This is a genomic window from Methylococcus capsulatus (assembly GCF_036864975.1).
GTDB lineage: Bacteria > Pseudomonadota > Gammaproteobacteria > Methylococcales > Methylococcaceae > Methylococcus.
Genome location: NZ_CP104311.1, coordinates 1,951,418 through 1,978,324 on the forward strand (window position 1 = coordinate 1,951,418; position 26,907 = coordinate 1,978,324).

Consider the following 26,907-nt stretch of genomic DNA (forward strand, 5'->3'; position numbering starts at 1 on the left):
GACGCGCTCTAGTACCCGGCCAGCGTGTCGTCGCTGAACACCCGGTCCGGCGCGTCGGCCTGCGGGACATCGACGCTGACGGTCGCGCCCGGTGCGAGCTGGTCCGATCCCAGGTGGCTCGTTCCGTCCGACAGGTCGCGCAGGAACTTCACCGCGTCGTCGCGGTTCTTCCGGGCCGCTTCCGTCGGATTGGTTTCCTGCAGGGTGAACCAGACCAGTTTCACCGCGCAGTCCCGGATGGCCGGATCGGGCGCCAGCGGCACGGCGTAGCGGTGCCGCACGTAGCTGTCGATGATCCCGTCCACCTTGGCGATGGCCTCGGCGACGACGTCCGCATCCGCCACGCTGTCGCGGTCGCGATCGGCGAGCTGCAGGAACTCGACGGCCGAGACCTTTTCCAGGTCGGCTTGGGTGCAATAGCTCACGCCACGCCCTCCGGCGGATCGCCCGCGGCATCCGCCCTAGATCGCGGCGGAGCCGCTCCTACGGAGGCCGATCCCGCGGTGGGAGCGGCTTTGCCGCGATGCGCCTTGAGCGGCGCCGGGTCGGCGGCCGCGGAGCCCGATGCCCCATCGTCCAGTACTTCGACGATGAGCATGTTTTCGGCCTGGAGCGTCTTCAGCTCGCTTTCGCTGAACCGATCGAAGGGATAATCGGTGGGTTCCGCCGGGTGGGCGATGCCACAGCGGCGGAATCCGGCGCGTCGTGCAGTGATTCGGATGATCATGTGCTTACCCCAGCTGCGGCACGACCACGAGCTGCGCGGTCTTGTACCAGATGTTGGTTTCACCGCCGGAGACCAGCTCCTTGTTGAGCAGCGCGAGCGCGGCGGCTTCGTTGGTCGGACCGACGATGAGGTGAGTTGGATGGATCGGCAACACCGTGCCGTCCGGGCGCCGCTGGGTACCCAGCGCCAGCCGGGCCGCCTGGTAGTTGGTGGCATCGAGCGCGGCCTTGGAGGCGTAGGCGAGCTGATAGAAACCGAAGCCGCCGTTGTAGCGGCCGTCCACACCGAACCGGAACTGCCGGTTCATGAAGACGTTGTCGTCGGTCTCGTTGGACTGGTTGACGAACTTCACCGCCGAGCGGTTCTGGAACACCAGCGGCTTCATGAAGCTGCGCGAGAGGTCCATCAGGAACCAGGGCGAACTGGCGCCGGCCTGGTAGTTGCTCCAGGAGGTCTCGTTGCCGGCGGCGTCGAACCCTAAATGGTCGGTGTCGAAGAAATACTGGCCGTCCATCGCGAGCGAATTGAATCCGCTCAACAGTACCTGCCACATCAGCTCGTCCGGGTGGCGCTTGGCGACCTCGCCCTGCATCGAGAAGCGGGTGGAGTACAACCCCAGCTTGTCGTCCTCTATGTCGTTGCGGTCGACGCCGACCGTGTGCTCCCAGTGTTTGTTGATGATCTGGTAGCCGATCATCTCGAGGTTGTGGATGACGCGCTGGCCGATCCATTCCCGCATGCCGGGCAGTTCCTTCATCCAGCCGTAGTTTTCCAGGGCCGACTGGGAGGAAACCTCCATCGCGATCAGAGGCCACTGGGCCTCGGCGGAGTTGAAGCCCTTGAGGAAGGCGGCATTGAAACCGTTCTGCAGGGCTTTCAGGGTTTGGGGCGTGATCTGCATGCTTTTCTCCGATTACCAGCCCAGACCGATCTGGACCCAGACGCCGTCGCTGTCGACGGCTACGATTTGGCCCGCGCGGGAGCGGGTGTTGGTGCCGTTGGTCTTGGCGACGGTCTGGTCGTCGACGATGTAGCAGTCGGCGCCGACGTCGGCCTGCGCGATCAGATCGCCCGCGGCGCTGTTGGCGAACTTGTAGATGCCGCGCTTGACTCGCGCTTTCTTGTCGCCGGCCGCACCGCCGGTGTTGTCGGCGCTCTCTTCGAACCGGCCGGCCGCGACCAGGGTGGTTGCGGTACGTCCGGGCGCCGCGTAGCCGGCGTCGATGACTGCCAGGCCACCGAGAAAACACTTGGTATTGGCTTTGACCGGAAGGTCGAAGACGTCGCCGATCCGTTCTTTGGTGTTGCGCTCTGCTGCCAATGCGGTCATGTCACGCCCCCTTCTTTGTCGCCAGGTATTCCTCCGCCGTGAGGTTCAGCGCCTCACAGGTCTTCCGCTCAGCTTCCGACAGGCTGATCTCATCGCCCGTGCCGGCACCGCCACTGAGCTCGCTGAATTCGACGATTTTCGGCAGTCGGCGGCTCAGGAACGACTTGAGCCAGGCGCTGGATGGCGTCGTGACCGTTTCATCGCCCTCGCTGAATTCCAGCGTCGCCTCGCCGTCCAGGCTGGCCATGAACTCGACCAGGCCCGCCTTGTCCGCCGGCGGCAACTTGCCGGCCTGCACCAGGCTTTCGGCGAAATCGGCATGCATCTGCCGCGTCGCCGCCGCCTCGCGGCGTTGCAGTTCGGCCTCGCGGCGGGCGATCTCCGCCTCGCGTTGGGCCAGATCGGTGGTTTGAGCAGTCATCGTGGGCGTTACCTCGGGTTGAGATTCTGAAAAGGCGGGCTGGGCGCCGGCATCCTCGGCGGCGGCTTCGGCCACTTCCTGTTGAGCGGCTTGCTCCAGGGACTGCACGTCGTAACCGGGGATCACCCGATCGGCGGTGTCCTGGCCAAACTGGCCGATCAGCCATTCACGCAGACGGCGCCATAAGCCGGCATGGGTCACGTCGTCCCATTCGCTCAGCTCTATGACGCCTTCTTCGGAATCGGACAGGGAGGCTTCTCGCAGGCCCTTCACCGCCGGCGGCATGGCGCCCAGGAAACCGAGATGGCGCGGATAGAACACGCCCGGTTTCGGATTGACGGGAGAGTCGGGGAGATAGACGGACAGGCTGACAGAGCGGAATTTTTTCCCGCGCACCAGTTCGGCGAACGCCGGATCGACGTCGCCCGGCACGGACAGCAGGCGCTGGGTTTCCGGCGAATAGCGCAGGGCATCGACCCAGCCGTAGGCCGGATCGTCATGTTTCGGGTGCCCGGCGACGATCGGCGCGCGGTAAACGGCTGGATCGTAGGCCGCCGCCATCGCGGCCAGATCGGTCTCGGAAAACTCAACGACCTGGCCGCCCATGGCCGTAAACCGGCCGGGCTTGAGGGATTCGATGGGTTGGGGTGTGGTTTGGCTCATGGTCCGTAGGTTACGGACCGGGGCCGGGAGATATCAGGCGGAAACGTTTCCGCCCGAGTTATCTTGCGGGAGTGTTCTGCGGCGCGATGGTTAACGTCTTGGCGGCATAGGTGATGGAGATGTTTTGGTCCCCATTGATGCTGGTGCAGATGGGCCGGGCGTCTCTAGGAGAAGATGCGGCGGCCCAACCGATTCCGTAAGCAACGCTGAAAAGCAGAAGACCTTTGAGCAGGCTCATGACATGTTACTCCCCTCCCAAGTGCAGCGGCGGTTAACCCCAGGCGGCCTTGATGTGCTCTTCGATCGTCTCGACGATGTAATTCTTATCGTCATCGGACAGGCCGATGAAGGGACGGGCCGGGATGTCACCCCAGGGGATCGGCGAATTTCGCTTGTTCCGCGCCGAACTGGTGAACGGCGCCATAGATCACATTCGTTCCGAACAGCAGCGCGTCGTCGTGACCATCCAACGCGTGAGTCAGTGAATCCATAAGATGGCCGGTATCGATCAGCGGCTTCTTGCCGCCAGCCGGCCAACCCCTTCCTTATTGAGCTTGCCCCGTTTGGTGAGCAAGCCGCCGCTGGCAAGTTGATCAAACGTCACCGCGCTGTTGGGCGCCCACTTGCTGCCATCTGGTGCCTCGCTCCGCTCGAAGCGCTGGCGATGGGACCGCTCCAGATGCGTACCGATATCGTGCAACACCGGCTCCAGGTCACCCATCAGCCGCCGGAGGTCCTCCAGCCTCTCCCGGACCTCCCGGTCGTCGACTTCGATCTTGATGAACGCGCCCGCCATGTTTATATCCTCAAACGCTGGTTTCGAACGCCCAGAGTATACGGCGGGGCGAGAGCCATCCCAAACACCGCGCTCCAAATCCTCTAAAGCCTTTAGGGGCCGAGAGGAGCGGTTCGGTAGGCATAGGGCGCGGTCTCGGCTTAATGAGGCGCTGAACGCGCCTGTAAGCAAGCGCTCAGATCGACGCCCACATCCGCGCCCAAGGGTGAACCCGGTGCTCCGCCTCATGCCCGTGCGCCATGAGCAGCTCGTTGTCGCAAACGTCCACAGCGGTCTGATTGACCGGCGGCTCGTCGGCCTCGATGGCCGTGATCCGCGCCAGCGCTTCCGCTGGCGTCGCCTCGTTTTTCAACAGCCACTGCTCCAGCTCCATATAGCGTCGGTACAAAGCCAGGTGCTCGAAGGCCTGAGCGGTAAAGCCGAACAGCGTATCCGCCAGAGTCGCCAACGCGACCAGAAAAGGCAGTGCAAGCTGAATGAACTTCGGACCGTCCTGAATCAGCGAGGCCACCATCCCCATACTCATCGCCACGCCCAGATAACCCGCGATCCGGGACCGCCGCATCAACACGCGCCGCCGCTGCTGGTGATAGCGTGACGAGAGCCGGCAGCGCAGCATGATCTGGTACGGGGTGAGTTCGTCGTTCATTTCTTGTTCCTGTTCCGGTCATTGCCCGGCGGCTCAGCCGGATGCGGTTTGCTCGGTGAGACAGTGCGGTCCCACGAGCGGCCGGGCTTGCCCTCACTAAAATCCGCCGTGTCTTCATCCAGCCGGCGACGGATATCGCGCTCAACAGGTGGCTCGGGCTTCTTGTCTTTGCTCATTCAATGTACTCCTTGTGGCTCGGCGGCTCAAAACCCAATGCGAAAACGTTTTCGTATTTGCCCGGTCATAGAGCGGGAGGACTACGCAAAATTGCGCAGTCCTCCCGCTTCGTGCCATTGAATCCATTTTTGGATTCAATCAAATGGTGCGTCGACGCGCCATTCCCCAAATGCGGCGACGTCACCACATTTAAAGGCCATCACTGATTCCCCTTTCTATGATACTCGGCGCAATGCACCGCCAAGCGCCGCAACATCTCCTGGCCCTCCGGGCTGCTGGCCCGGTAGTTCTGGATTAGCACGACCTCCAGATGTGAAAACTCGCCTTCGAGCCGCTGCGGCGCATCCAGCAACAAGGCCATCGGATCGATTTCCGGCCGCCGCTCAATGATCAACTTAATCAGGCCGGATGTAGCCGGTCGCGCACCTGTTTCATAGGCCGTCCAGTCCTCCGGGGCCATCCCCAAGGATGCGGCAAATTCCCCTAAGTCCTGTTCTCCCCGTGCCTCCCGCAGGCGGCGATGCAAGGTCTGCCGCCTTTCCTGAAAGTCGCGCTCTGTCCATCGTCCCGTCAGCACATAAGCCACGTCGATCCCCAGCTCGGGGCGCTGCTGCGCCAGTGCGCGGAGCTTGTCTTCGGGGAAGGCATTGCGGCGTTTCCTGGCGCTGAGCGCCTTATCCGTCAGGCCAAGCAACTCGGCGACATCCTTATCGTCCGATGCTCCAAGCTGCTCTTTAAGTCTGAGCAATATTTTTTCGAAATCAGACATAAAAGCCTCTTGCAACTCTACAAAAGTAGATTTAATCTACACACCAACCAACGCGCTTTTAATTTCTCTAACGCGCGATGGTCATTAACGACTTCCACAGGAGCAAACCCATGGCCCTTTACACCCCCGAACAACTCCGCAAGGAGCTGGACTCCAAAGGCATGACGATCAGCGCCTACGCCAAAGCCAGATCCCTCGATCCCAAGCTGGTGCGCGACCTGCTCGTCGGCCGCATTCGCGGCACGCGAGGCAGAGCCCACGACCACGCCGTCATCATGGGACTGAAGGACGGCGAAGTTAGCCAGCCCGCCGCCTGAGCCACCCCTCAACCCTACCGGAGCGAACCATGAATTCCTTAACCCCCGTTTCCTTCTACGACGACACCCTGTTCCTGACCGACCACGATGGGCTGCCGTATACGCCGGTCAAGCCCATTACCGACGCGCTTGGGCTCGATTGGTCCGCCCAATTTCGCAAGCTCAATCGCAACTTTCAACGCTGGGGTATTGCCGTGATGGCAATACCTTCGCCCGGCGGCATCCAAGAAACCCTCTGCATGCCACTGCGTAAATTGCCTGCGCTGCTCTTCAGCTTCGAACCCTCCCGCGTCCGCCCCGATCTCCGCGACAAGCTGATCCGCTACCAGAACGAATGCGACGAAGTGCTGTGGCGGCACTGGAGCGGGCTCCACTCGGCCGAACCGGCTGCGGCCACGCCGGAACTGCTGGAAATGCTGCGCGCCATGCAGGCCCAGCTCGCCACGCTGGCCACCAGCACTCAGGCGTCCATGGCCGCCCTGGCGCAGGCCCTGGATGTGACCCAGCGCTACACCGCCCTGCTGGAAACCCATCAGAGGAGGCCGCGGCGCGCGATCCGGCCCGTTACGGCAGACGACGTCGACGCCATTGCCGAATTGACCGCGATGGGACTGCCCGGCGCCGATATCGCCCGCCAGCTCGGCGTCTCCACGGCAACGGTGTCGCTCATCAAGAACGGCAAGTTCAAATTCAGCAAGGCACTCAGGCTCGGTCTGAAGTCATCCGGCCAGCACGCCGCCTGATTTTCCAATTCACCGGAGCCCACCATGACCACCAATTTCTGGGGATTTGCCCCCGACGCCGCCGAGCCGATCAATGTCCGTCTGGCTCGGGCCCGGATTCATAGGGCATTGGATTCCCGGCTAGCCGAGCTACGCAGGCATGGATGTGAACGATTAGTTCGCGAAATGACACCTGCTCTGGAGAGCCTTTTTCCGCCGCGGCCGCCTGCTTGTCCAAATCAGCCAGCAGCCCTTCCAGCGGAAGCAATCCCGCCTGATTCAGGCGAGCAACGATCAGAGACAGTGTGATGGCCTGCGAGGCCCAAAGGTTAAGCATGTCATGTTGACCCTTGTAATAGGCCGCATCGATCAGATCGGCAATCGGCTTGACCGGAATATTTTTTGAATTCGGCTGCTGTTCACTCATTGCTATTCGCCCATTTTTGAAAATCGGAGCCCGTCATGACCCACCTGTCTCGTCTCGAAAAAGCCCGCGTGGCCATGGCCGAAAAGCGTGCGGCCGGCGAACTCGAACGTCTCAACCCCATCGAGAAGGCGCGCCGTAACCCGACCTCCCTGCGCCTGGCCATCAATGGCAAGTGCTGGGACTGCGTCGGCTGCGGCGCAGACCCCAACCCCCAAAGAGCCATCGGCCAATGCCGCATCCCGGCCTGCACGCTCTGGCCGGTACGGCCCTATCAACACATGGCCGAGCCGGACAACGATTCTGTGACCGAGGAAGGCGACGACGATGCGCCTGTAAATCCTGATAAACGCATTTACGCACAGACGGCTGAAACAAACAGTCAGGCGCCTAGCACTGATGGCACTCAAGCTGACTAAACGCTGATTTCCTTGCTTAACGACACTTGGAGCAATCATGACCATCAACCCCTGGGGTTTCATCCCTGACGCCGCAATTATCGGCCGCGAATACGACGCTCGCGCATCGCATCCAGCTCGGTCGCAAGTTCGCGCACCGTCCGTTTCGTCTCCTCCAGGTGGGGCTGCTCGAAACACAATTCCCCCGCGATCCGATGCAGGCCCGAAGTGAAGCGGGAACCGTCCATGACTCTGCGATTTTCCAGCTCCGCAACCAGGCAAAGGAAAGCAGCACCCAGTCCTTCAATACGGCCGGCCAGTTCTGTGAATTCGGCGGTGTTCATGATCGAGCCCCTGTCTGCGTTGAAGTGGCGGCAATTTTCAGCAGGCGCAACCGGTTTGCATAGTAGCAAACGGGTTTTTTGTTTGGAAACGGCGATCTGACGGACTGCCAATGCCGAAACGGAATTGGAAGCGCATCCAACCCACCGGGCTCAACCACGCCATGGAGCTGTGCTTGGAGTACGCCAGGGAACGCCACAACCGCTCGGTCGACCGGGTAGCCGAGGGGATGGGCATGGCGAACAAGTGGACGCTCTATAAATGGATGGAAAGCGGCAGCCTGCCGGCGCGGATGATCCGGCCGTTCGAAGACCAGTGCGGTATCGACTTCGTGTCGCGCTACCTGGCTACCAGCGCCGGCAAGCTGGTAATCGATGTGCCAACTGGCAAGAAGGCACGGGTCGGCGACATCGCTGAATTACAGGAACTGCTGAACGCCGCGACCGGGCAGCTCATCAAGTTCTGGCGCGGCAACGGCGATGCCGGCGAAACCTTGACGGCCATCCAGTCCGGCATGGAGGCCCTGGCCCTGCACCGGGGACAGGTCGAGAAATCCCAACAACCCGAATTCGATTTCGGAGGCGACGATGAGCACTAACGGCATGACGACATTGATGCGCCTGCAGGCGCGCAAGCGGGCCGCCGAGGATGAGATGTGCCTGGCGCGGCAGAAGCTGAGCGAGGCTCAGCGGGAGTTCGCACGCAAGCACAGGGCGCATCAGAAGGCGGTCATGGAATACCTCGACTACGCGGAGCGGCGGGTATGAACGACAACAACATCAAGTCGGTGGAAAAGGCACTCGATGTGCTCAATGTGCTGATGCGCAATTTCGCGCACGGCTACACCAACAAGGAGCTGTCAGATCTCTGCGGATTAAGCGCAACCACCATCTGCCGCTACCTGCAGACCCTGGAAGCCAAGGGCTTTGCCGAGCGAATCCCGGAAACCGGACGAATACGAGCCAGCCATCGTCATGCGCAGTTCGCCGTGCAAATTCAATTGAGCCTCGATGAGGCCATTAGAAAACTGGAGGAATCCAAGATGCGGATATTGAGGGGAGCGCAATGAGACGGCCAACCAAATTAACCATCGATCCGCAACGGATCACGTCGCCGGAGCATGCGGAGATTGCTCAACAGGTCGGAGAAATCCGGATGCACGCCACCAACCAGATCCTCTCTTATGTCGTGCGCGGCGATGTCGTTCGTACGTTCCGCATGACCGGGCATGCGGCAGACGCCATCCGCGCCATTGGCGGCAACGAACTCAAGGCGCGGGTGTTGGTGCAACTGATTGACCGGTTCGAGTACCTGATCTGCCAGGGATTCGGCCTGACCGCAGCGCTCTACGAGCTGCTTGACGAAGGCTGGCTGATCAAGATCGAAAACTTTGAAACGGTGGAATGAGATGTCTAGAAAACCACAAGAAACTGCGATTCCGGATCACTCCGTAGAAATTCCCAACCTTCCCGAGCTGGTACGCCAAGCCAACGAACAGCATTCAAGCCAGTTGGCCGTGCTGGAGAGGTACGGGGACGGGCAACCCTATGACCGGGCGCGCTATATCGGCAAGTGCCGATATCACATGCAGCGCAGCGCCGAAGAAGCGCTGGAAAGCGGTCGGGCACTCTTAGTAATGAAAGCCCATGAGTTACACGGAGACTTCCTGTCCTGCCTTGAAAATATTGGCCTGGAGGCGCGACTTGCACAACGCATGATGCAAGCCGCCGTCAAGTTGGGAAATGCGGCGACGTCACCGCATTTGGTAGCGGCAGCAGGAAACAAGTCAAAGATTCTCGAACTACTCGTACTGGATGACGAGGAGATCGCCGAACTCGAGGCGGGCGGGTTCGCCAGAAATCTCAATCTCGACGAAATTTCCCGCATGAGCACGCGGGAGCTTCGGGAGGCTCTCAGAAAGAGAGACGCGGCGATCGCCGATCTCAAAGAAGATATGAAGGCCCAAGGACGCTTCCTTGCTGACAAGGACAGCAAGATCAACGAGCTGGCACTGAAGCTGAGCAAGAGGCAAGAATCTCCGCCCGAATCTGACGAACCGAGACCTGAACTCGCCGGGGAGGCCTTGCTAGAGGCGTTGCGGGATGAAGCAGGGGACGTGGTATCGATGGTCGCCGCATCCCTGCGCAGCCGGGTGGTGCAACTGTTCAATCACTACGGCGACGGCCCGGTACCTGATTTGGCGCGCGTCGCCGCCGCTCAGGCGTTCGGCCTGGTCATCGTCGCGGCCCGCACGGCATGCGATGAGTTGGGGCTGACTCCCGCTGAAACGGTGCATCAGTCGATAGACGATCCGGAGAAGGCAATCTGGGACGTGATCAACGCCCAGGACGAAGCGGTGAACGGCACCGAGATCGAGGCCTGATCCATGTCAGCCCAGCGCCTGATCGCCGTTTCCCAGTTTGCCGAGCAGCTCGCCGCCGCGCGCAAGGGCGAGAAGGGGCGCATCGTGGAGACGGCCTGCGCCACCCTCGGCATGCACCGGGCCACGTTCTACCGTGCGCTCGAGGAGGTGACCGTGAGCAATCGCAAACGGCGCGCCGACGCCGGAGAGGTCGAGCTGCCGCGTGCCGAAGCTGCCGCGATTTCAGCCTACATCATGGAGGGGTACCGGAAGAACGCCAAGAAGACCGTGACCATTGCCCAGGCGGTCGATGTGCTACGTGCGAACGGCAAGATCGTCGCCGGGCGCGGCGACGAGACCACGGGAGAAATCATCCCCCTCTCGATATCGGCCATCTCCCGCGCACTCCGGGCCTATACCCTGCACCCGGAACAGCTCAAGCAGCCGTCACCGCACGTCAAGCTCAAGTCGGCACATCCCAACCATGTATGGCAAGTCGACGGCTCGGTGTGCGTGCTGTTCTATCTGCCGGGCGGTGGGGCGGAACTGGTCGAGACGGACCAGGCGGCCCACTACAAGAACAAGCCGGAAAACCTGAAGGCCATCGAGCGGTTCCGGGTGATCCGCTATGTGCTCACCGACCATTGCACTGGGCTCACCCGGTTCCGCTACTACCCGCATGCGGAAACCGGCGAACACACGGTGCGATTTCTGGCCTGGGCCATGGCCGGCAAGCCGGACCCGCGCAAAGACCCGTTCGAAGGCCGGCCGCGCATCCTCATGGTCGATCCCGGCGCCACCTCCGGCGGCTTGGTTAAGCGGTTTTGCCGGCGGATGGGGATCGAGTTGATCGTCAACGAGCGCCGCCGCCCGCGAGCCAAGGGCAGCGTCGAAAAAGGCAATGACATCGTCGAGTTGGCATTCGAGAGCGGGCTCCGGTTTGCCCGAAGACAGGTCGCCGATTTCGCCGACCTGAACACCCTGGCCGAGATGTATCAGATCCACTGGAACAATCATGCCGTTCTCGGCCGCCACGGCATGACGCGCATGGCCGCCTGGATGCACATCCGGGCCGAACACCTGGTCAGGGTCGGTGCCGAAAGTACCCTGCTGGCCCTGGCCACGGACGAACCGCTGGCACGCAAAGTCACTGGCAACCTCACGGTGAGTTTCCAACGGCGCACCTGGTACGTGGGCGACGTGCCTGGTGTACTGGTCGGCGGCACGGTGCATGTGCATTGGCATCCGTTCGTCGCCAACACCGCGATGGCGGTGGTCGAGGATGAACAGGGCCGGGAGGTGCATTACCAGTTGCCGGACGTGACCGGCAACGTCGATCCCTACAACAACGAATGGGGGTTCCAGGCCGATGCGGCCCTGATCGGCGAGGAGCGCAAGAGCCGCCCCGACACGCTGGCGGATACCCATCGCAAGGAGATTGCCCGGATCGCCTCGGGACGAGACCACCAGGCCGACGCCGACAAGGCGCGCGAGCGTCGGGACTACGTGCCGTTCGGCAACGAAGTCGATCCCTACCTGCGGGCGAAAACCGAGCCCACGCCCGATTACCTACCCAAGCGCGGTACCGAGCATGAAACGGCGGTGCCGAAGTTCGAATTCACCCCCCTGTCGATTCCGCAGCTCGTCAAGCGGCTCAAGCCGGAGCTGGAAGCGCGGGGGATTGCGTGGACGTCGCAATCCTATGCCTGGCTGGAACGCCGTTTTCCGGACGGCGCCCAGGAGGATGCGATCGAGGGGATTCTGGCGCAGCTCACAGCGGCGGCGGAATCGGTCAAGCCCGGTTTGCGGGCGGTTTGAGAGGAGATACAAAGATGGCCTTTAAGGAAGGCGAAATCAAAGACGAGATGAAGGCGGCGCTGTTTACGCTCGCCCGTTACATGCCGGAACGGTGCGCCGTTTCGGTATGGCGGGTCGGCGGAGTGACCTATATGGAAATCGTCAGCGATGGCGATGTGAAGCTGGTGCAGTACATGGGTGAGCGCGGTGCTGAAGCTCAAGCGCGTACTCATTGAAGCCGGCATCGCTCAGGCCGCACTGGCGCGGGATTGCGGGGTCAGCCCTGCCACGATCGCCCAGATCGTGAACCATAACCAGTGGCCCAAAGCCGGACCCGCGCTGAGGGAGGCCATCCTGCTGGTCTGCCAGGGGCACGGTTTGAGCGTGGGGGAGGATATTTTCAAGGTGGCTGATGAGTGCGCCAACACCCACCAGCCGGGTAGCAATGGGCTGGAGCCCACACAGGAGACTGAGATGTTACTACGTAAACAGGGGCTGTCACCAGCGGCCCGCCGGCATTTCGGGTTGTTCCGCGATCCGTTCAGCGAGGACGTGAGCGACCAGGACGACGTGTTCGTATCGAACGACATCCGCTACGTCCGAGAGGCGATGTTCGCAACCGCCAAGCACGGCGGATTCCTCGCCGTGGTCGGCGAATCCGGAGCGGGCAAGACCACGCTGCGGCGGGATCTGATCGACCGGATCAACCGGGAGGATCAGCCCGTCGTCGTGATCGAACCCTACGTGCTGGGCATGGAGGACAACGACGCCAAGGGCAAGACCATGAAGGCCGCCAGCATTGCCGACGCCATCATTTCAGCGGTGGCGCCGCTGGAAAACCCGCGGCGTTCGATGGAGGCGAAGAGCCGGCAATTGCACCGCCTGCTGAAGGAAAGCCGCAAGGCAGGGTATTCGCACTGTCTGATTATCGAGGAGGCGCATGGATTGCCGGTACCGACCATCAAGCACCTCAAGCGGTTTTTCGAACTGGAGGACGGCTTCAAGAAGCTGCTCTCCATCATCCTCATCGGCCAACCCGAATTGCGTGCCAAGCTCTCCGAGCGCAATCCGGAGGTGCGGGAGGTCGTCCAGCGCTGCGAGGTCGTAGAGCTGCCGCCACTGGACTCGCGCCTCGAAGAATACCTGGCCTTCAAGTTCAAGCGTGTAGGCGCAGATATGAGCGCCATGCTCGATCCGGCCGGGCTGGATGCGATCCGCGCGAAGCTGACCTACAGCCGGTCTGCCTCGGCACCCGGACGCGGGCAACCGCGGGACACCGTTTCCCTGCTGTATCCCCTGGCGGTCGGGAATCTCGTCAACGGGTGTCTGAACTTGGCCGCCGAACTGGGCGCGCCGAAGGTCGGCGCCGAACTGGTGAAGGAGGTATGACCATGATCCGCATCTATCACTATCCACGCCTGGGCCAGTATGGCTGGAAGTCCGTCATCAAGGTCGGCGACCAGGTTAGGGAAATCCTCATCGTAGGCACCTGGTTCCGTGCCGAGCAGCTCGCGGAAACCGCGGAGAAGGAAATGCGCGAGGCAAAGCGGCCGGTCAATACCGTGGCCGCTGCCCAAGCCAAGCAACGCCAGGCGCGCCGGCTGGCCTGGGGGCGCGCTTGACCCATCGCAAGAGAGTAGGAGCGGCTCCGCCGCGATCTTCGTTTCGCGGCGCAGCCGCTCCCACGGGAGGTGCGGCATGAAGTTGGCCTGCCCCAGCTGTGGCGCATTGATGAGCCTGGATGTGATCGTGGCGCACGACGGCGCGCGGGAGGCGGTGCAGATCGCGCTGCAGCTCCCGGCGCCGATGGGAAAGCTGCTGATCCAGTACATCACCCTGTTCCGTCCGGAAAAGCGCCAGCTCACGCTGGATCGGCTGGCCAGCCTGCTCGGCGAGCTGCTGCCGCTGATCCAGTCCGGGCAGATTACCCGGGACGGACGGGTCTGGGCGGTACCGGCGGAGGTCTGGCCGGCCGCGCTGCAGGAAATCCTCGACCGGGACCGCGCCAAGCCGTTTACCCGCCCGCTGAAATCGCACGGCTATCTGCTGGAAATCCTGGTCGGCAAGGCGAGTAAAGCGGAAGCCCGATCGGAAGCACTGACGGAAGAGCGGCGGCGCAACGGTGGGAGCGGCTCCGCCGCGAAACGCCAGGGCATGGCGGACGTGGCCGGGCACTTGAGCAATCTGAAAGGAGCATTGAAATGAAAACCATCGTTCTCGCCGGCATGGCGATGATCTTCCTGTTTGGACTCGGTACCGGGCTGTTTCTCGGTGCGGTGCTGGACATCAACCTGGTTGGCCGGGCCGAGCGCAAAGCACAGGCGAGGCACCCGGCCACCGATGACATCAACCTGGGTATTTAGGAGCAGGAGGTTAACCATGGCACACACACAAGCGGCGCCGGCGTCGTCGTTTCAGGACATCAACGGCGTCGTGCACTGGCGCGACGCCGAGGGCCGGCTGGTACCGGAAACGCTGGTAAAGCCGATCGACAAAGCGCGTGACCAATTGGTGCGGGAGATCGTCGGCAAGGCGATGGGTCTCAGCGGACTGCTGCGCGATTTCAAGGCGGATGCGTTCGGCGACATCGCCGCATTCGTCGATTTGTCGGCGGAGCAATACGGCGTCACGTTCCGCGGCACACGGGAGGGCGGCAAGGGCAACCTGACGCTCTACAGCTACGACGGGCGCTACAAGGTGCAGCGCAAATACGCGGACCTGCTGCGCTTCGACGAGCGGCTGCAGGCCGCGAAGGCGCTGATCGACGAGTGTCTGCACGATTGGTGCGATGGTGCTCGCGATGAGCTGCGGGCGCTGGTGAACGACGCGTTCCAGGTCGACAAGACCGGACGCATAAACACAGGCCGGGTGCTGTCCCTGCGTCGGCTCGACATTAAGGACCCGCGCTGGATGGAGGCGATGCGGGCGATCGGCGATGCCACCGTGTCGGTCGGCACGGCCAGCTACATCATGGTCTACGAGCGCCTCGGCGAGGCCGACGAGTGGCGGCTGATTTCGATGGATTTGGCGGGGGTTTGATCGCCATGTTGACAAGGCGCGTGCGTTGCGGTTTCCTGTTGCCGTCCCGGCCTCATGCCGGGATCGGGCTTGGTCGCCCGGAAACCAAAGGCGCACAGCCGCGCCCTAAGCGGCTTTTTTGTGCGCAGCGCCTTGGCGCGTCCCTCTATGGGCGGGCCGGGCGGGGACCCCTTCGGGGGTGCCGGTTTCCTTTGGGCCGGTCGACCAACCCTGTCCGGTCCGTCCACCCTCTTGGTCGGGGGTGTGGCGGATTTCAACCGCTACCAAAGGAGGCCCTCATGGCCAAGAAACCCCCTGCGCGTCCGCGCGCGCCCGTTATTTCCCTCGCCGCTTACCGCGCCGCCAAGGCCGCACGTCAAGCTCCGCCTGCCGACCTCGCAGAGGAGGAGCGCGACGCCTACGCCGACATGGAAAACATGCTGCGGCACTGCTTCAAAATCCTCTCGCTGCAGTTCGAGCACGTCCTAGACGAGCGGGACCGGCTTTTATCTTCGCTTCCCCACTCTCCGGAGAATCGTCATGTCTGAGACTGTTTTTTCTTTAAGCGCCACATTCAAGCTCTTTTGTTTCGCGGCCTATGACGAGGAGGCCGACGACGAGCTGAAAGAGCGTGCTCTCAATATCGTCGTCGGTCTGTTCGGTATGGCGACTGCACGCGGCTTCAGCCACGCGGAAACTCTGCTTGGCCTTTTCAAAAAGCATCGCTTCAAGCGTGCCAAGCACCAAGGACTGCTGGATGAATTCCATAGGTATGTTTCGGTCCAGGAACTGATCCATGCCATGAAACTCGACCGTGTCACGCACTAGGAGGCCGCATGTCTTTGCTCACCTTACGCTATCGCGATTACTGCCCGCTGTACCTCGACTTTCACGGCCAGAGCCTGAAGGTGATCGACCGGAACGGGAAGCCTTGGTTTACCGCCAAAACGGTGGGCGAGGCGCTCGAATTTGCCGACCCAGGCGATGCTGTTCTCACCCTGTATGGTCGAAACGATGACGAATTCACGCAGAAAGAAACCGCCGTGATCGAGATGGATATCGAGGCCGGGGCCGATGACTACCACCCTCAATCTGAGGGTGGTAGTCGGGCAAAACTGAAGCGCCACACCCGAAAAATTAAGGTGCGCGTATTCAGTCTGCGCGGCTGTTATCTGCTGGGCATGCTGGCCAAGACGGAGGTTGGCCGACGGTTCCGCGCATGGGCGCTGGACCTGATCGAGCACCGCCACGAAGAAACCGGCTGGTACGCCGCCTACCGGGATGTGGTCAAAGCGCTGTGCTAGAAGCACCCGGCCTGGGAGCGTATCCACTTCAAGTTCATGACGGGCACGACGATTACGAAAATCGCCGCCGAGCTGGGGCTACATCCCAGCACGGTCTCTCGCGCCCTGCGGCAGATGCGGCAATACAAGCTGCTGACGGACGCTGAATACAAGAAGGGCCGGGCGGAAGGCCGGGCCATGCAAGCCTGCCTGCGGCGGATCAGGAAGGAATCCCAGACGGACATGTTTGCGAGGGCATTCTAATGGACCCGCGCCAGAAACTGATCAAGTTGATCCACGTCGCCAAGCGCGATCTGCGGCTCGGCGACGACGTTTACCGTCTATTGCTGAAGTCGGCCACCGGCAAAACCTCGACGACGGATATGACCGTGCCGGAGCTGGAAAAAGCCCTGGAGGCGCTTAAGGCCAAAGGGTTCAAAGTTCGGCATAAGACGCGCCCTCACCCCAACCCCTCTCCCAAAGGGAGAGGGGCAACAAGCCGGACGGTCGACCAAGAGGCTCAGTCGCGCAAAATCCGGGCGCTGTGGCTGGGGCTGCACCAGGCCGGGATCGTGCGCGACCCGAACGAATCCGCCCTGGCCGCCTACGTGAAGCGCATGACCGGCGTGGAGGCGCTGCAATGGCTGGACGAGCACCAAGCCTCGCGGGTGATCGAGCAGCTCAAAAAATGGGGATTCCGGGCCGCCCGGCAGGCGGAGGATCGGGCGGACTCGGAAGGTCCACGCGCTCAATGACTCTACCCATCGACCTCCCCGGCGTCCTCTCCGACATCGCCAGAATCGCTGGTTTCCCGGCGGCGTTGGCGATTGCGAAGCGCTGGGGCGGGACGCGGCTGTATGTGCCGGTGGCCGATAAGCTGGAGCCCGATCACCCGCTGGTGGAGGTGGTCGGCATTGACGCGGCGCGCGCCATCGCCGAGTATTTGGGCGGCGACCGGCCCGAAATCGCGAAGGCCGACCGGTACATGACGCTTTGCCGTAACGTGCTGATCCGCACCGAACGCGCACAGGGTTACAGCCAGGCCGCCCTGGCGCTGCGGCATCATCTCAGCGAGCGCCAAATCCGCAACATCCTCGGTGAGGCCGAGGAATTCTCCCCCAACATCGATCTGTTCGAATCCTGCGGCGGAAACGTTTCCGCCTGATCCGATTGCCTGCGTCCCTTTACTCTGCGGTTGAAGTCGACAACCCGGAGTACTCCAACCAATGTGGACGTGGATTCTCAATCTGGCCGCCAAAGCGTGGCCGATTCTGTGGCGCTATTTCGCGCCGATGCTGGCCGATGGCGTTCGCCAGCAATGGGAAATTCTGCTGCCGATCACGGAGCGGATGGTCAAGGCCGTCGAAGATTCGCTGAGCTGGGCGCCGAAGTCCGGTGAAGCCAAAAAGCAGGCGGCCATTGCGCTGATTGTCAGCGAGCTGAAGGCGCGGGAAATCGCCTGGGCGGAGCAGATTCCGGCCCGGATGATGAACCGCGCCATCGAAATGGCGGTCGGGGTGCTGCCCGAGAAGCCGGCTGTGGAGACTGCGCCGTGACCGGCTGGAAGACCAAAACCGCCGCGATCGTCTCGGTCATCTATGGCCTGCTGGGCTGGCTGCTCGGCCTGCACGGCGCGGACATTGCCATGCAGTTCATCGTGCAAGGCATCGGCATCGCGGGCGTCGGCCACAAGATCGAAAAAGCCGGCATCGCCCCGGCTTCCTTTCCCCAAGGGCGAGGGGATGACATGACCGACGAGGAATTCGCGGCGTTCGTGCGGAGGCAGCAGCATGGTTAAGCCGCGGGGCCTGCGCAACAACAATCCCGGCAATCTCGTCTACAACCCGCGCAATGCTTGGGAGGGCCAGATCGGCCACGACGAACGGTTTGTCCGGTTCGAGCAAATGGAGAACGGGGTGCGGGCGCTGGGGGTGACGCTGCTCAACTACCAGAGGAAGCACAAGCTCCACACCGTCAGCCAGATCATCACCCGTTGGGCGCCGCCCAATGAGAACGACACCGCCACCTATGTCCGACGGGTCGCGCAAGCGCTCGACGTGGACGCGGATCACACGATCAACCTGTTCGACCGGAAGACGCTCACCCTGCTGATCTGGGCCGTCTGTACCCACGAGAACGGCGCGATGGCGTGCGAGCGCTGGCTCAAGCATGAGGATGTGGAAGCGGGGGTGGACCGTGTGCCTGGGGTGCGTTAACGGATTCCCGCCCGCGGCGATTCTGGCGCTGTCGCTAACGCTGGCGGGATGTGTACAGGTCGGGCCGAAGGCACTGTTTCCGGAGCGCGGCGGAGCCGCTCCCACAGAACCGGTAGCTCTTTCCCCGGCGGGAGCGGCTGCGCCGCGAAATACCTGTGCTCTGCCAGAGCTGCCGCCGCTGGCCTCGACCGTCTTCATCGCCATCGCCCCCGGCCGGCCGCCCCAGGCCGATGCGGGCGGCAAGGTGCTGCTATTCGGCTATGCCCGCGCCCGCGAGGCGATCCGGGTGTGTCGGGAGGGCCGGTAGGTGCGATTAGCGCAGCGTAATCGCACGCAGCGGATTTCCTCCGATTACGCTGCGCTAATCGGAGCTACCTTGCTGGCGGAACTCGCATTGCCCGGATGCGGCTGCTTGGCTTGTTCGCCGACCGGCTACATGACGTTCCCTGGCGCATCGGGATTTGTTCCTGGCGAACAGCCGACGGAATTCGGGGCCGGCCTGTCGTGTGAAATCGGAGATCAGGATGGACGCCGCTGACATTGCGGAAGATCGTATCGAGCAAGAGCTCGAGCTGAACCGGCGCGCTGCGCTGGACATGATGAAGCCGGACATGCCGCAGGTCGTGGTTGCCGGCGAAGACGGTGCGCCGACGATCATTTGCTATGACTGCGAGGCGCCGATTCCACAGGGTCGGCTCGATGCCTATCCGACGGCGATTCGCTGTATGGACTGCCAGGTTGAGCACGAGCGCTATTTGGCAGCGGAGGCGCGGCGATGACAGTTTCGTTCGACTTCAACTTCTGGACCGTCTTGATGTTCATGATGAACTTCGGCGTCGTGGCCTGGGTTCAGGTCAGCAATCGCAGCAAGGCGGCTACCGACGAGCTCAAGGCGGTGCAAAAGAGTGCGTCCAGCGAAACCAAAACGCTGGAGGAAAAAGCCATGCACCGGTTGGGGCAGCACTCCGAGCGCATTTCTGCGCTGGAAATGGCGGCCGAGAACGCTATCAAACATGACGACCTGGCAGCAGTACACCGGCGCGTGGATGGCCTGATGACGCAGCTCAGTCGCATGGAGGGTCAGGTTGGGCAAATGGCTGGCCAGGTCACTCAAGTGCTGACCAATTTGGACCGGCTCACAGGATTGATGATGCACCAAGGGAGCAAGTTATGAATCGCGAGGACGTGCGTTTCCATATCCTGAAGATTCTACGGGAGCAGCCCAACTACACCACCAATCAAGAGGTGCTACTCGCCGCCTTGCGTAACGCTGGCCATGCCATGAACCGCGACCAGCTCAAGATCGAGCTGGCCTGGCTGAGTGCCAATGCCGATGCTGTACTCGATACCGCGTGCCAGGGCGTACATATCGCCACGTTGACGATGGAGGGCCTGGAAGCGCTGGAAGGTACACGGGCGATTCCCGGCATTCGGCGGCCGTTGCCGGGCGAGACGGGCTGATGCCGCGCGTCAAAGCGGTCAATAAGCTGCCACGTGAAATCCGTGAGGAGCTCAACGCACGACTGGTGGAGTCCGGTTTCGGTGGCTACGCCGGGCTGTCAGAGTGGTTGGCGTCGCAAGGCTACAGCATCGGTACATCCGCACTGCACCGGCACGGCGCCGATTTCAAGGAGGAATACGAGAACGAGATGGCCGAGCGACGAGTCATCCTGGATACGATCAAAGCCGCAAAATCCGTGGCGGCCGACGACGACGGGTCGATTCAAGACGCCACGAACGATGCTGTCGCCGCAGAAAATCTCCGGTTCCTTTATCGATTGCGAAAGCTGAGAGATGACATGGCGCCGGAGGACTACGGCAAGCTCTTGTCGCTGATAAATAGGGCCAATGCGGATCAGGCACGCTCAACCATTGCCATGAAGAAGTGGCGGTCGTCTCTAAGAAAGGAGCTGGAGTCGAAAATCGCTGGACTTGAAGCGGAGGCGGCCGGCACTGTGCCGGGCGCTCGAAAGCTCGATGCCGAGACCCTGCGGATCATCCGGCAGGAGGTCTACGGGCTGGTATGACATCAGTCACCCTCTACCCCTACCAGCAGCGCTGGCTGAAAGATCGTTCCCGGTTCAAGCTGGGCCGCTTCGCCAGGCAAACCGGCAAGACCTTCACTACCACGTTAGAAGTGGTCGATGATGTGTTAGAGGCGACCGCAGCCGGCAAACGTTCGCCGTGGGTCATATTGTCCCGCGGCGAACGCCAAGCGCGCGAGGCGATGGAGGAAGGCGTATTCCGTCACCTCGAATCCTACATGACGTCTGCCAATGCTCTCCTTAATCCGAAGAGCGTCGGCAAAGAAGAAGTCGAGTGGTACGACGCCGACTCGGGCATCAAACGCAAAGCGCTGCAAGTCGTGTTCACCGATCGCGGGAAGATCGTCAACAAGATCACCGCGCTGCCAGCCAACCCGGACACCGCACGCGGCTTCTCGGCCAACGTCTTTCTCGACGAGTTCGCCTTTCACCAGGATTCCCGCAAGATATGGACGGCGCTGTTTCCGGTTATCTCCGCCGGATTCAAGCTGCGCGTGACCAGCACGCCGAACGGCAAAGGCAACAAGTTCTACGACCTGTCGACCGCCGAGGACTCGGCCTGGTCGCGCCACGTGGTCGACATCTACCAGGCCGTCGCGGATGGCCTGCCCCGCGACATTGAGGAGATGCGGGCGGCGCTGAACGACGAGGACGCCTGGGCGCAGGAATTCGAGCTGCAATGGCTGGACGAAGCGTCCGCCTGGCTGTCATTCGAACTGATCAATTCGGTCGAGCACGACCACGCCGGCATCCCCGAGCACTATGCCGGCGGCCCTTGTTTTCTCGGCGTCGACATCGCGGCGCGCAACGACCTGTTCGTGATTTGGGTATTGGAGGCCGTAGGCGATGTGTATTGGACACGTGAGATTCTAGCCAGGCGACGTATTTCATTTGCTGAGCAGGACGCGCTGCTGGCTGATGCGTTCAATCGCTACCGGGTCATACGCTGCTGCATGGACCAGACGGGGATGGGCGAGAAGCCTGTCGAAGATGCACAGCGCCGCTTCGGCACCAGCCGCGTTGAGGGCGTTCTATTCACCGGCCCCAACAAACTGGCGCTGGCAACCACGGGGAAGGAGGCATTCGAAGACCGCCGGGTCCGGATCCCGGAAGGGAACCAGGAGCTCCGCAACGATCTGCACAAGCTGAAGAAGGAGACCTCCGCCACCGGCGCCCCGCGATTCGTCGCCGACTCGGACAGCGCCGGCCACGCCGATCGCGCCTGGGCTTGTTTCCTGGCACTCAATGCCGCCAGTTCGCCCGTCGCACCGATCGACTTCCAATCCATCGGCGGCCGTCGTGCCGTGATCGACGCCGGTGAAAACGAGCTGGCCCTCACCGACCGCGGCTTCGGCACCGTGTCCGGGCTGAACGACTTCGAGGGGTATTGAGATGGGATTCTGGGATTACATCGCTCGAGCTGCCGCACCATTCGACTCCGCTCACGGCAGGCCCTTGCCACCCTTCGCCGAGCTGGCGGAGACCGCCGGCCCGGAATTCGACGAGATAGCGACCACCCACGACGGTCGCGACGTCACCCGCGGCTACATCCACCCGGACATGATCCTGCCGTCCTCGGACGAAATCCTGCAGGCCAAGGGCGGGGACCTGAAGGTCTACGCAGAGGTGCTGCGCGACGACCAGGTGCAAACCTCGTTCGGCCAGCGCCGCAGCGCCGTGACCTCCGCCGAATGGGACGTGGAACCCGGCGGCACCAAGCGGATCGACAAGCAGGCTGCGGATTTCATCAAGGCCCAGCTCGAGCACATCGGCTGGGACCAGCGCACCGACAAGATGCTGTACGGGGTGTTCTACGGCTGGGCGGTGGCCGAGTGCCTGTGGGCGCGCGACGGCGCCCAGATCGTGCTGGATGCGGTGAAGGTGCGCGACCGGCGCCGGTTTGCCTTCGACGGGGATTTTCGCCTGCGGTTGCTGACCGGCAGCAACGCCCAGGGCGAGCTGATGCCCGAGCGCAAGTTCTGGGTGTTCGCCACCGGCGCCGACCACGACGACGAACCCTACGGCCTGGGACTGGGACACTGGCTGTATTGGCCAACCTTCTTCAAAAAGAACGACATCAAGTTCTGGCTGATCTTCCTGGAGAAGTTCGGTATGCCCACCGGCAAGGGAACCTATCAGCCCGGCGCCACCGATGCGGAAAAACGCAGGCTGCTGTCCGCGGTACGGGCGATCCAGCGCGACTCCGGGGTCATCATTCCCGAGGGCATGCAGATCGAGCTGATCGAAGCCGCCCGCTCCGGCACCGCCGATTACACCGCGCTGTACGACCGCATGAACGCCGCGATCAGCAAGGTGGTGCTGGGCCACACCGGCAGCACCGACGCCACGCCCGGCCGGCTGGGCGGTGAGAGCAATGCCGCCGACGTCCGCCGCGACCTGGTCAAAGCCGATGCGGATCTGATCTGCGAGTCGGCCAACCGGTCCTTCATTCGCTGGCTGGTCGACTGGAACTACCCCGGCGCGGCCTACCCGAAGGTCTGGCGCGACGTCGAAGAACCGGAAGACCTGAAGGCTCGCTCCGAACGCGACAAGAACGTGTTCGACATCGGCTACAAGCCGACCCTGAAAGAGGTCAAGGAGACCTACGGCGGGGAGTGGGAGGAAGTGAAGCCTGCGCCGCCGCCGGACAACGGCAGCTTGCCAATCCTTGATCGCGGCGGAGCCGCTCCCACAACACCCCCCCCTGATAAGGGGGGGCTGGGAGGGTTGGCAGCCTCTGTGGGAGCGGCTCCGCCGCGAAATAACAGCGCTGATCTGGCCGAAGCCGACCCGGCACCCGACGTGGTCGACCAATACGTCGAGCGCCTCGGACGAGAGGCCGAGCCGCTGATCGAAAAAGGGCTGCTCGATCCGATCCGCACGGCGCTCTACCAGGCGATTGCCGACGGCCAGACGCTGGCGGAATTCGGCGAGTCGCTACCGTCTCTATTCGCCGCGATGGACGCCCGCGACTTCGCGGAATTCATGGCGCAGGGGATGTTCGCGGCCCGAATGGCGGGGCAATTCGAAGTCCGCCAGGGGGAATGAAATCGCCGTCGACCTTAATTGCAATTTTGAATGGAGTACCCCATGCCTATCCTAGCAACCTCACCGTCAACGGTCGTACATCCGGAGATTCCCTACGACAAGTACTTGGTTGAGCTTACCCTCGCCCCTGTCGTCATCGCCAACAACATCGAGGGGGCGATGTCGCTCCGCTTGACTCCGTACCGCTACCTCCCGGATGGCACGCTAGACACCAACCCTGCCGGCATTCGGCAGGAGGGCGTTGGTGCCTGCTACGCACAGGCCGAGACCGATCCTGTGCTGGCTGCTGCTATGGCAGCGATCCTCCCAGCCATCCAAGCGTTTATCACCGCCCGAGGGTATTAAGCCGTGGCCATCATCCTCGCGGCACAGAACGGTAATGCCAGCGCCCCCGCAACGTGGGCTGGTGGGGTCGTGCCTGGGCCGGGGGACGTCGCGGTTGCGAACGGCAAATCCATCGTTATCGACGTCGATTGGACGCTGGCGGAGGTCCGGAACGATGCGACAGGCGGAGCGGTACAGGGCGGGCGATTCCAGCTACCCGGCAACCGGACACTAACGGCGAACATTTACGCTGGATCGGAATTCCTGATCGAATACGGGTGCGTGCAATATACCGGCGTTGCCGGAGAGACTTCCTATATCGTCGGAGACTCGCACGGAGGGACGGGGACAAACATCATGGGCATTACCCATCGCGTAGCGGGTGACCTGCACATCATCGGCGACGTTTACGGAGGTTCTGGTCAGTCATCCGTGGGGCTCTATGTTTACGGCACGGGGAAGGCATGGGTGAAACGCGCCATTTCCGGAGCTGGGTTTGCAGCGACTGGGATCGGCGCTGTCGCTATTACAACTATCGCCTACTACGAAGAGGCCCTATCGGGGCCAGCGCCGTACTACTCTGTGGGTGTAAACACAAGCGGTGGGTGTCGAATGCTTAATGTGCCCCACCGAAAATTTGAAGTGGTGCTTGAGGACGGCACGATAGAGGTATGCCGCCCAACAGCCTTAGTTGTCCCAGCGCAGGCCAACGTCCGTTCCGGCACAGTTTACGGCGACGCCGCCTACACCGGTTCACTGGCTGTCCCGCCTCCGGCCCGAGTATCTGTTGGAGTTCCAACTGACGACACCGTCGGAACCGGGTATATCACAGCGGCAGACCTCGCATCCGACCCTACGATCTCAGGGATCGCCTCCGAGGTACAGGCGATCAACGATCGAATTGTGTACAACGTACCGTCTGGCCCAGTGATATCCATCCCGGCTCCCTCCGGTCCCACCAAAACAGTCGCCTTGGCGTATTGCTACGATGTTCATGGTGCAGCGGTGGCGGGGGTCGAAGTCGTGATTCGGATGCGCGATGCCGTTGGATCAAAAGGTGCGTATTCCGCGCAAGTCATGAAAGCATTGAGCGATGCCAACGGTATTGCAACGCTGGAGATCCCGCGCAATCCGAAGGCGCGTTTCGACGTGCGACGCGGTGCCGGCCCCTGGGTTGAGTTCTCCGGGGTGGACGCCGATTCGATCGAGCTGCCGGCTGTTATCGGCTGATGTCCGGGCAATACGGTTCTCTCCCATTCGACGAGGCGATCCGGTTCTTCCGCGGGAAAGACCTGGTCCCGACCGACCGCTGGGCGGATGTCTGGAAGGAAGAGCACGACGTCGGCTTCATGGTGGCCGGCGCCGCCAAGGCCGATCTGCTGGCCGACCTGCATGGAGCTGTGCTCAAGGGGGTGTCCAAGGGTACGACGCTGGCGGAATTCCGGAAGGATTTCGATGCGATCGTGGCCCGCCATGGCTGGACGGGCTGGAAGGGTGAAGCGACAGCGGCCGGACGCGCGTGGCGCACCCGGCTGATCTACGACACCAACCTGCGCACCGCCTACCAGGCCGGACGCTGGGCGCAGGTGCAGGCGGGCAAGCAATGGCGGCCGTACCTCGAGTACAAGCACTCCGATCTATCCGCCCATCCGCGTCCGCTGCATGTGAGCTGGGACGGACTGGTCATGGCCGTCGACGACCCCTGGGTGCAAACCCATTGGCCGCCGAACGGCTGGGGCTGCAAGTGCCGGATGTTCGCGTTGGCCGAGCGGGATCTGCGACGGATGGGCAAGACCGGCCCGGATACGCCGCCGGACGATGGCAGCTACGACTGGACGGACAAGGTGACCGGCGAGGTGCACCGGGTGCCGAACGGCATCGATCCCGGCTGGGATTACGCGCCGGGCGCCTCGCGCACGGATCTGATGCGCAAGGAGATCGAGCGGAAGGTGGCGAAGCTGCCGGCGGGGATTGGGCGACAGTTGAAGGAAGAGGTGCTATCGCCCAGGATCACATCGAAGGATCTGGACGAATTGATCCGCCTCGGAAACCTGAAGACCGATGCGTTGATAGGCAAGGCGGGTACGGCATCCGAGGATTTCCGCGCCGCGCTCCGAGAAGTGCTGCAGACGGAGGTCGGAACCCAGACAGCTGCGGCCGTGACACCCTATGGGTCGAACGGGAGCAAAGCGAAACGCCTGCTGGAAGAGGCATCGCGCCAGTTTCCGGATAGTTGGACGCGTAAGGCCGATGCGTTCGGTAAGCTGTATGGGCGCTATTCCGAGGCCCGTGCCCTCCACATGACGCTGATAGGGGATTACCGAGGCCAGATGCTCGACCTGAAAAGACAGGGGTTCGGTGTGATGCCGGGAGACGTCAACGCTGGATATATCCGATGTCATGACCCATTCAGCGCGGTTCATGAACTGGCCCACCGTCTACAGTCGGCCATGCCGGAACTGGACGGTCTGTTTCAAGCGCTCCATCGTCGGCGCACCAACGGCGACCCGCTCCGACGGCTGAAGGACCTCAAACCCGATCTTGCCTACGGAAGAGACGAACGTGCCCGAGAGGATCACTATATTGATCCCTATTTCGGGAAGGAATACGATGGCCGTGGCGCTCTAGAAGTTTTGACCATGGCGTTTGAAACCGTGCTGGCGCCGCGCGACGCGGTTAGCTTTACTAGATTATTGGTTCGTGATCGAGAGTTGTTCAACTTGGTGATAGGGGTGCTCTTCCATTATGTTCCGTGATTTTCGTCTTGAACCGATGACTCCAAGAGCTTTCGACCCTATCGAATTTTCTTGGGATGAAGAGACGGGCGAAGTTCGCGGACCTGATGCAGCCATCGTGCAAGAGATGGCGGATTATGTAATGAAGCAGGGCTACATCGGCTGCCACCCCATCCCGAGCTCGATTAGAGCGACCGATCCGCTACGGAACCGTACCGAGTTCGCTGCGCTTTTGGGTTACACATGGAAGCTGCCGCCTGATTTGGCTGCAGCGTACCCGGTGATCGAGGATTCTGAACCCCATGGTCTCGATGGTTTTCCTGATGTCACTGTGACCTACTGAG

The 26,907-nt window shown here is 62.2% G+C and carries 49 protein-coding genes; 35 read left to right on the forward strand and 14 right to left on the reverse strand.

Features of this window, described 5'->3' with window-relative positions:
• Positions 1-8: 8 nt before the first annotated feature.
• From N4J17_RS09660 to N4J17_RS09710, 12 genes are all read right to left on the reverse strand, one after another.
• Positions 9-425 (reverse strand): phage protein Gp36 family protein, encoded by a 417-nt coding sequence (locus N4J17_RS09660; protein ID WP_198321709.1) that lies wholly within the window; start codon positions 423-425, stop codon positions 9-11.
• On the reverse strand, positions 422-727 hold the full coding sequence (locus N4J17_RS09665) for an HI1506-related protein (RefSeq protein ID WP_198321708.1): 306 nt from the start codon (positions 725-727) through the stop codon (positions 422-424). The genes N4J17_RS09660 and N4J17_RS09665 overlap by 4 nt, the downstream gene beginning before the upstream one ends.
• Before the next feature lie 4 nt (positions 728-731).
• The gene (locus N4J17_RS09670; protein WP_198321707.1) at positions 732-1,628 is read right to left on the reverse strand and encodes a Mu-like prophage major head subunit gpT family protein; all 897 of its coding nucleotides are present in this window, start codon (positions 1,626-1,628) and stop codon (positions 732-734) included.
• A 12-nt stretch (positions 1,629-1,640) separates the two neighbouring features.
• Positions 1,641-2,057, reverse strand: a complete 417-nt coding sequence (locus N4J17_RS09675; protein ID WP_198321706.1) for a hypothetical protein — start codon at positions 2,055-2,057, stop codon at positions 1,641-1,643.
• Position 2,058: 1 nt separating this feature from the next.
• On the reverse strand, positions 2,059-3,141 hold the full coding sequence (locus tag N4J17_RS09680; protein ID WP_198321705.1) for a hypothetical protein: 1,083 nt from the start codon (positions 3,139-3,141) through the stop codon (positions 2,059-2,061).
• 58 nt (positions 3,142-3,199) lie between these two features.
• Positions 3,200-3,379 (reverse strand): hypothetical protein, encoded by a 180-nt coding sequence (locus tag N4J17_RS09685; RefSeq protein WP_198321704.1) that lies wholly within the window; start codon positions 3,377-3,379, stop codon positions 3,200-3,202.
• Between the two features lie 33 nt (positions 3,380-3,412).
• Positions 3,413-3,565, reverse strand: coding sequence for a hypothetical protein (locus N4J17_RS09690; protein ID WP_198321874.1), 153 nt, complete (start codon positions 3,563-3,565; stop codon positions 3,413-3,415).
• Positions 3,507-3,632, reverse strand: a complete 126-nt coding sequence (locus tag N4J17_RS16600) for a hypothetical protein (RefSeq protein WP_198321703.1) — start codon at positions 3,630-3,632, stop codon at positions 3,507-3,509. Before N4J17_RS16600 ends, N4J17_RS09690 begins: the two co-directional genes overlap by 59 nt.
• A 17-nt stretch (positions 3,633-3,649) precedes the next feature.
• Positions 3,650-3,937, reverse strand: a complete 288-nt coding sequence (locus N4J17_RS09695) for a phage virion morphogenesis protein (protein ID WP_198321702.1) — start codon at positions 3,935-3,937, stop codon at positions 3,650-3,652.
• A gap of 175 nt (positions 3,938-4,112) precedes the next feature.
• Positions 4,113-4,586, reverse strand: coding sequence for a hypothetical protein (locus tag N4J17_RS09700; protein WP_198321701.1), 474 nt, complete (start codon positions 4,584-4,586; stop codon positions 4,113-4,115).
• Positions 4,583-4,762 (reverse strand): hypothetical protein, encoded by a 180-nt coding sequence (locus N4J17_RS09705; protein ID WP_198321700.1) that lies wholly within the window; start codon positions 4,760-4,762, stop codon positions 4,583-4,585. Before N4J17_RS09705 ends, N4J17_RS09700 begins: the two co-directional genes overlap by 4 nt.
• Before the next feature lie 200 nt (positions 4,763-4,962).
• A complete protein-coding gene (locus N4J17_RS09710; RefSeq protein WP_338457592.1) occupies positions 4,963-5,547 on the reverse strand; it encodes a helix-turn-helix domain-containing protein in 585 nt (194 codons plus the stop codon).
• A gap of 95 nt (positions 5,548-5,642) precedes the next feature.
• Here N4J17_RS09710 and N4J17_RS09715 point away from each other — a divergent pair, with 95 nt between their 5' ends.
• Positions 5,643-5,849, forward strand: a complete 207-nt coding sequence (locus tag N4J17_RS09715) for a hypothetical protein (RefSeq protein ID WP_198321698.1) — start codon at positions 5,643-5,645, stop codon at positions 5,847-5,849.
• Between the two features lie 29 nt (positions 5,850-5,878).
• Positions 5,879-6,592: a phage antirepressor N-terminal domain-containing protein gene (locus N4J17_RS09720; protein ID WP_198321697.1), complete on the forward strand. Its 714-nt coding sequence runs from the start codon at positions 5,879-5,881 to the stop codon at positions 6,590-6,592.
• A gap of 70 nt (positions 6,593-6,662) precedes the next feature.
• Here N4J17_RS09720 and N4J17_RS09725 read toward each other — a convergent pair whose 3' ends face one another.
• Positions 6,663-6,998 carry a hypothetical protein gene (locus N4J17_RS09725; RefSeq protein ID WP_198321696.1) on the reverse strand — a complete coding sequence of 112 codons (336 nt, stop codon included), beginning with the start codon at positions 6,996-6,998 and terminating at the stop codon, positions 6,663-6,665.
• Positions 6,999-7,033: 35 nt separating this feature from the next.
• Here N4J17_RS09725 and N4J17_RS09730 point away from each other — a divergent pair, with 35 nt between their 5' ends.
• Positions 7,034-7,414 carry a hypothetical protein gene (locus N4J17_RS09730; protein ID WP_198321695.1) on the forward strand — a complete coding sequence of 127 codons (381 nt, stop codon included), beginning with the start codon at positions 7,034-7,036 and terminating at the stop codon, positions 7,412-7,414.
• A 77-nt stretch (positions 7,415-7,491) separates the two neighbouring features.
• Here the strand turns inward: N4J17_RS09730 and N4J17_RS09735 are convergent, their stop codons facing one another.
• Positions 7,492-7,737, reverse strand: a complete 246-nt coding sequence (locus N4J17_RS09735) for a hypothetical protein (RefSeq protein WP_198321694.1) — start codon at positions 7,735-7,737, stop codon at positions 7,492-7,494.
• A 110-nt stretch (positions 7,738-7,847) separates the two neighbouring features.
• On the opposite strand from N4J17_RS09735, the gene N4J17_RS09740 reads away from it, so the two are divergent.
• The 32 genes from N4J17_RS09740 to N4J17_RS09895 all read left to right on the forward strand — a co-directional run bounded on the left by N4J17_RS09740 (position 7,848) and on the right by N4J17_RS09895 (position 26,906).
• Complete coding sequence (locus N4J17_RS09740) at positions 7,848-8,333, forward strand: hypothetical protein (RefSeq protein ID WP_198321693.1); 486 nt, start codon at positions 7,848-7,850, stop codon at positions 8,331-8,333.
• Complete coding sequence (locus N4J17_RS09745; protein ID WP_198321692.1) at positions 8,323-8,502, forward strand: hypothetical protein; 180 nt, start codon at positions 8,323-8,325, stop codon at positions 8,500-8,502. Before N4J17_RS09740 ends, N4J17_RS09745 begins: the two co-directional genes overlap by 11 nt.
• Entirely contained in the window at positions 8,499-8,804 is a 306-nt protein-coding gene (locus N4J17_RS09750; RefSeq protein ID WP_198321691.1) for a helix-turn-helix domain-containing protein, read from the forward strand. The genes N4J17_RS09745 and N4J17_RS09750 overlap by 4 nt, the downstream gene beginning before the upstream one ends.
• On the forward strand, positions 8,801-9,142 hold the full coding sequence (locus N4J17_RS09755; RefSeq protein ID WP_198321690.1) for a hypothetical protein: 342 nt from the start codon (positions 8,801-8,803) through the stop codon (positions 9,140-9,142). Before N4J17_RS09750 ends, N4J17_RS09755 begins: the two co-directional genes overlap by 4 nt.
• Position 9,143: 1 nt before the next feature.
• A complete protein-coding gene (locus tag N4J17_RS09760; protein WP_198321689.1) occupies positions 9,144-10,118 on the forward strand; it encodes a hypothetical protein in 975 nt (324 codons plus the stop codon).
• 3 nt (positions 10,119-10,121) lie between these two features.
• Complete coding sequence (locus N4J17_RS09765; RefSeq protein WP_198321688.1) at positions 10,122-11,915, forward strand: integrase; 1,794 nt, start codon at positions 10,122-10,124, stop codon at positions 11,913-11,915.
• A 14-nt stretch (positions 11,916-11,929) separates the two neighbouring features.
• On the forward strand, positions 11,930-12,130 hold the full coding sequence (locus N4J17_RS09770; protein WP_198321687.1) for a hypothetical protein: 201 nt from the start codon (positions 11,930-11,932) through the stop codon (positions 12,128-12,130).
• The gene (locus N4J17_RS09775) at positions 12,093-13,283 is read left to right on the forward strand and encodes an AAA family ATPase (protein WP_338457593.1); all 1,191 of its coding nucleotides are present in this window, start codon (positions 12,093-12,095) and stop codon (positions 13,281-13,283) included. The genes N4J17_RS09770 and N4J17_RS09775 overlap by 38 nt, the downstream gene beginning before the upstream one ends.
• A gap of 2 nt (positions 13,284-13,285) precedes the next feature.
• On the forward strand, positions 13,286-13,516 hold the full coding sequence (locus tag N4J17_RS09780) for a hypothetical protein (protein ID WP_198321686.1): 231 nt from the start codon (positions 13,286-13,288) through the stop codon (positions 13,514-13,516).
• Between the two features lie 76 nt (positions 13,517-13,592).
• The gene (locus N4J17_RS09785; RefSeq protein WP_198321685.1) at positions 13,593-14,099 is read left to right on the forward strand and encodes a hypothetical protein; all 507 of its coding nucleotides are present in this window, start codon (positions 13,593-13,595) and stop codon (positions 14,097-14,099) included.
• The gene (locus N4J17_RS09790) at positions 14,096-14,257 is read left to right on the forward strand and encodes a hypothetical protein (protein ID WP_198321684.1); all 162 of its coding nucleotides are present in this window, start codon (positions 14,096-14,098) and stop codon (positions 14,255-14,257) included. Before N4J17_RS09785 ends, N4J17_RS09790 begins: the two co-directional genes overlap by 4 nt.
• Positions 14,258-14,273: 16 nt before the next feature.
• Positions 14,274-14,933, forward strand: a complete 660-nt coding sequence (locus N4J17_RS09795; protein ID WP_198321683.1) for a DUF3164 family protein — start codon at positions 14,274-14,276, stop codon at positions 14,931-14,933.
• Between the two features lie 278 nt (positions 14,934-15,211).
• Positions 15,212-15,460: a hypothetical protein gene (locus tag N4J17_RS09800; protein ID WP_198321682.1), complete on the forward strand. Its 249-nt coding sequence runs from the start codon at positions 15,212-15,214 to the stop codon at positions 15,458-15,460.
• A complete protein-coding gene (locus N4J17_RS09805) occupies positions 15,453-15,740 on the forward strand; it encodes a hypothetical protein (protein WP_198321681.1) in 288 nt (95 codons plus the stop codon). The genes N4J17_RS09800 and N4J17_RS09805 overlap by 8 nt, the downstream gene beginning before the upstream one ends.
• 8 nt (positions 15,741-15,748) lie before the next feature.
• The gene (locus N4J17_RS09810; RefSeq protein WP_198321680.1) at positions 15,749-16,216 is read left to right on the forward strand and encodes a BRO-N domain-containing protein; all 468 of its coding nucleotides are present in this window, start codon (positions 15,749-15,751) and stop codon (positions 16,214-16,216) included.
• Between the two features lie 36 nt (positions 16,217-16,252).
• Positions 16,253-16,459, forward strand: coding sequence for a helix-turn-helix domain-containing protein (locus N4J17_RS09815; RefSeq protein ID WP_198321679.1), 207 nt, complete (start codon positions 16,253-16,255; stop codon positions 16,457-16,459).
• Positions 16,459-16,950: a gp16 family protein gene (locus N4J17_RS09820; RefSeq protein ID WP_198321678.1), complete on the forward strand. Its 492-nt coding sequence runs from the start codon at positions 16,459-16,461 to the stop codon at positions 16,948-16,950. The genes N4J17_RS09815 and N4J17_RS09820 overlap by 1 nt, the downstream gene beginning before the upstream one ends.
• Positions 16,947-17,360 carry a Mor transcription activator family protein gene (locus N4J17_RS09825; RefSeq protein WP_198321677.1) on the forward strand — a complete coding sequence of 138 codons (414 nt, stop codon included), beginning with the start codon at positions 16,947-16,949 and terminating at the stop codon, positions 17,358-17,360. The genes N4J17_RS09820 and N4J17_RS09825 overlap by 4 nt, the downstream gene beginning before the upstream one ends.
• 61 nt (positions 17,361-17,421) lie before the next feature.
• Positions 17,422-17,751: a hypothetical protein gene (locus tag N4J17_RS09830; RefSeq protein ID WP_198321676.1), complete on the forward strand. Its 330-nt coding sequence runs from the start codon at positions 17,422-17,424 to the stop codon at positions 17,749-17,751.
• Positions 17,748-17,993, forward strand: coding sequence for a hypothetical protein (locus tag N4J17_RS09835; protein ID WP_198321675.1), 246 nt, complete (start codon positions 17,748-17,750; stop codon positions 17,991-17,993). The genes N4J17_RS09830 and N4J17_RS09835 overlap by 4 nt, the downstream gene beginning before the upstream one ends.
• Positions 17,986-18,411, forward strand: a complete 426-nt coding sequence (locus N4J17_RS09840; RefSeq protein ID WP_198321674.1) for a hypothetical protein — start codon at positions 17,986-17,988, stop codon at positions 18,409-18,411. The genes N4J17_RS09835 and N4J17_RS09840 overlap by 8 nt, the downstream gene beginning before the upstream one ends.
• On the forward strand, positions 18,392-18,718 hold the full coding sequence (locus N4J17_RS09845) for a hypothetical protein (protein ID WP_198321673.1): 327 nt from the start codon (positions 18,392-18,394) through the stop codon (positions 18,716-18,718). Before N4J17_RS09840 ends, N4J17_RS09845 begins: the two co-directional genes overlap by 20 nt.
• A 217-nt stretch (positions 18,719-18,935) precedes the next feature.
• Positions 18,936-19,190, forward strand: a complete 255-nt coding sequence (locus tag N4J17_RS09850) for a TraR/DksA family transcriptional regulator (RefSeq protein ID WP_198321672.1) — start codon at positions 18,936-18,938, stop codon at positions 19,188-19,190.
• On the forward strand, positions 19,187-19,585 hold the full coding sequence (locus N4J17_RS09855) for a hypothetical protein (protein ID WP_198321671.1): 399 nt from the start codon (positions 19,187-19,189) through the stop codon (positions 19,583-19,585). The genes N4J17_RS09850 and N4J17_RS09855 overlap by 4 nt, the downstream gene beginning before the upstream one ends.
• Positions 19,582-19,872 (forward strand): hypothetical protein, encoded by a 291-nt coding sequence (locus tag N4J17_RS09860; protein WP_198321670.1) that lies wholly within the window; start codon positions 19,582-19,584, stop codon positions 19,870-19,872. Before N4J17_RS09855 ends, N4J17_RS09860 begins: the two co-directional genes overlap by 4 nt.
• Entirely contained in the window at positions 19,872-20,438 is a 567-nt protein-coding gene (locus N4J17_RS09865) for a phage protein Gp27 family protein (protein ID WP_198321669.1), read from the forward strand. The genes N4J17_RS09860 and N4J17_RS09865 overlap by 1 nt, the downstream gene beginning before the upstream one ends.
• Positions 20,435-21,847, forward strand: a complete 1,413-nt coding sequence (locus N4J17_RS09870; RefSeq protein WP_198321668.1) for a terminase large subunit domain-containing protein — start codon at positions 20,435-20,437, stop codon at positions 21,845-21,847. Before N4J17_RS09865 ends, N4J17_RS09870 begins: the two co-directional genes overlap by 4 nt.
• Before the next feature lies 1 nt (position 21,848).
• Positions 21,849-23,504, forward strand: coding sequence for a DUF935 domain-containing protein (locus N4J17_RS09875; protein ID WP_198321667.1), 1,656 nt, complete (start codon positions 21,849-21,851; stop codon positions 23,502-23,504).
• A gap of 42 nt (positions 23,505-23,546) precedes the next feature.
• The gene (locus tag N4J17_RS09880) at positions 23,547-23,849 is read left to right on the forward strand and encodes a hypothetical protein (protein ID WP_198321666.1); all 303 of its coding nucleotides are present in this window, start codon (positions 23,547-23,549) and stop codon (positions 23,847-23,849) included.
• A 3-nt stretch (positions 23,850-23,852) separates the two neighbouring features.
• On the forward strand, positions 23,853-25,058 hold the full coding sequence (locus tag N4J17_RS09885) for a hypothetical protein (protein WP_198321665.1): 1,206 nt from the start codon (positions 23,853-23,855) through the stop codon (positions 25,056-25,058).
• Positions 25,058-26,584: a phage minor head protein gene (locus N4J17_RS09890; RefSeq protein ID WP_198321664.1), complete on the forward strand. Its 1,527-nt coding sequence runs from the start codon at positions 25,058-25,060 to the stop codon at positions 26,582-26,584. The genes N4J17_RS09885 and N4J17_RS09890 overlap by 1 nt, the downstream gene beginning before the upstream one ends.
• A complete protein-coding gene (locus tag N4J17_RS09895; RefSeq protein ID WP_198321663.1) occupies positions 26,574-26,906 on the forward strand; it encodes a hypothetical protein in 333 nt (110 codons plus the stop codon). Before N4J17_RS09890 ends, N4J17_RS09895 begins: the two co-directional genes overlap by 11 nt.
• The last annotated feature ends 1 nt before the right edge of the window (position 26,907 follow it).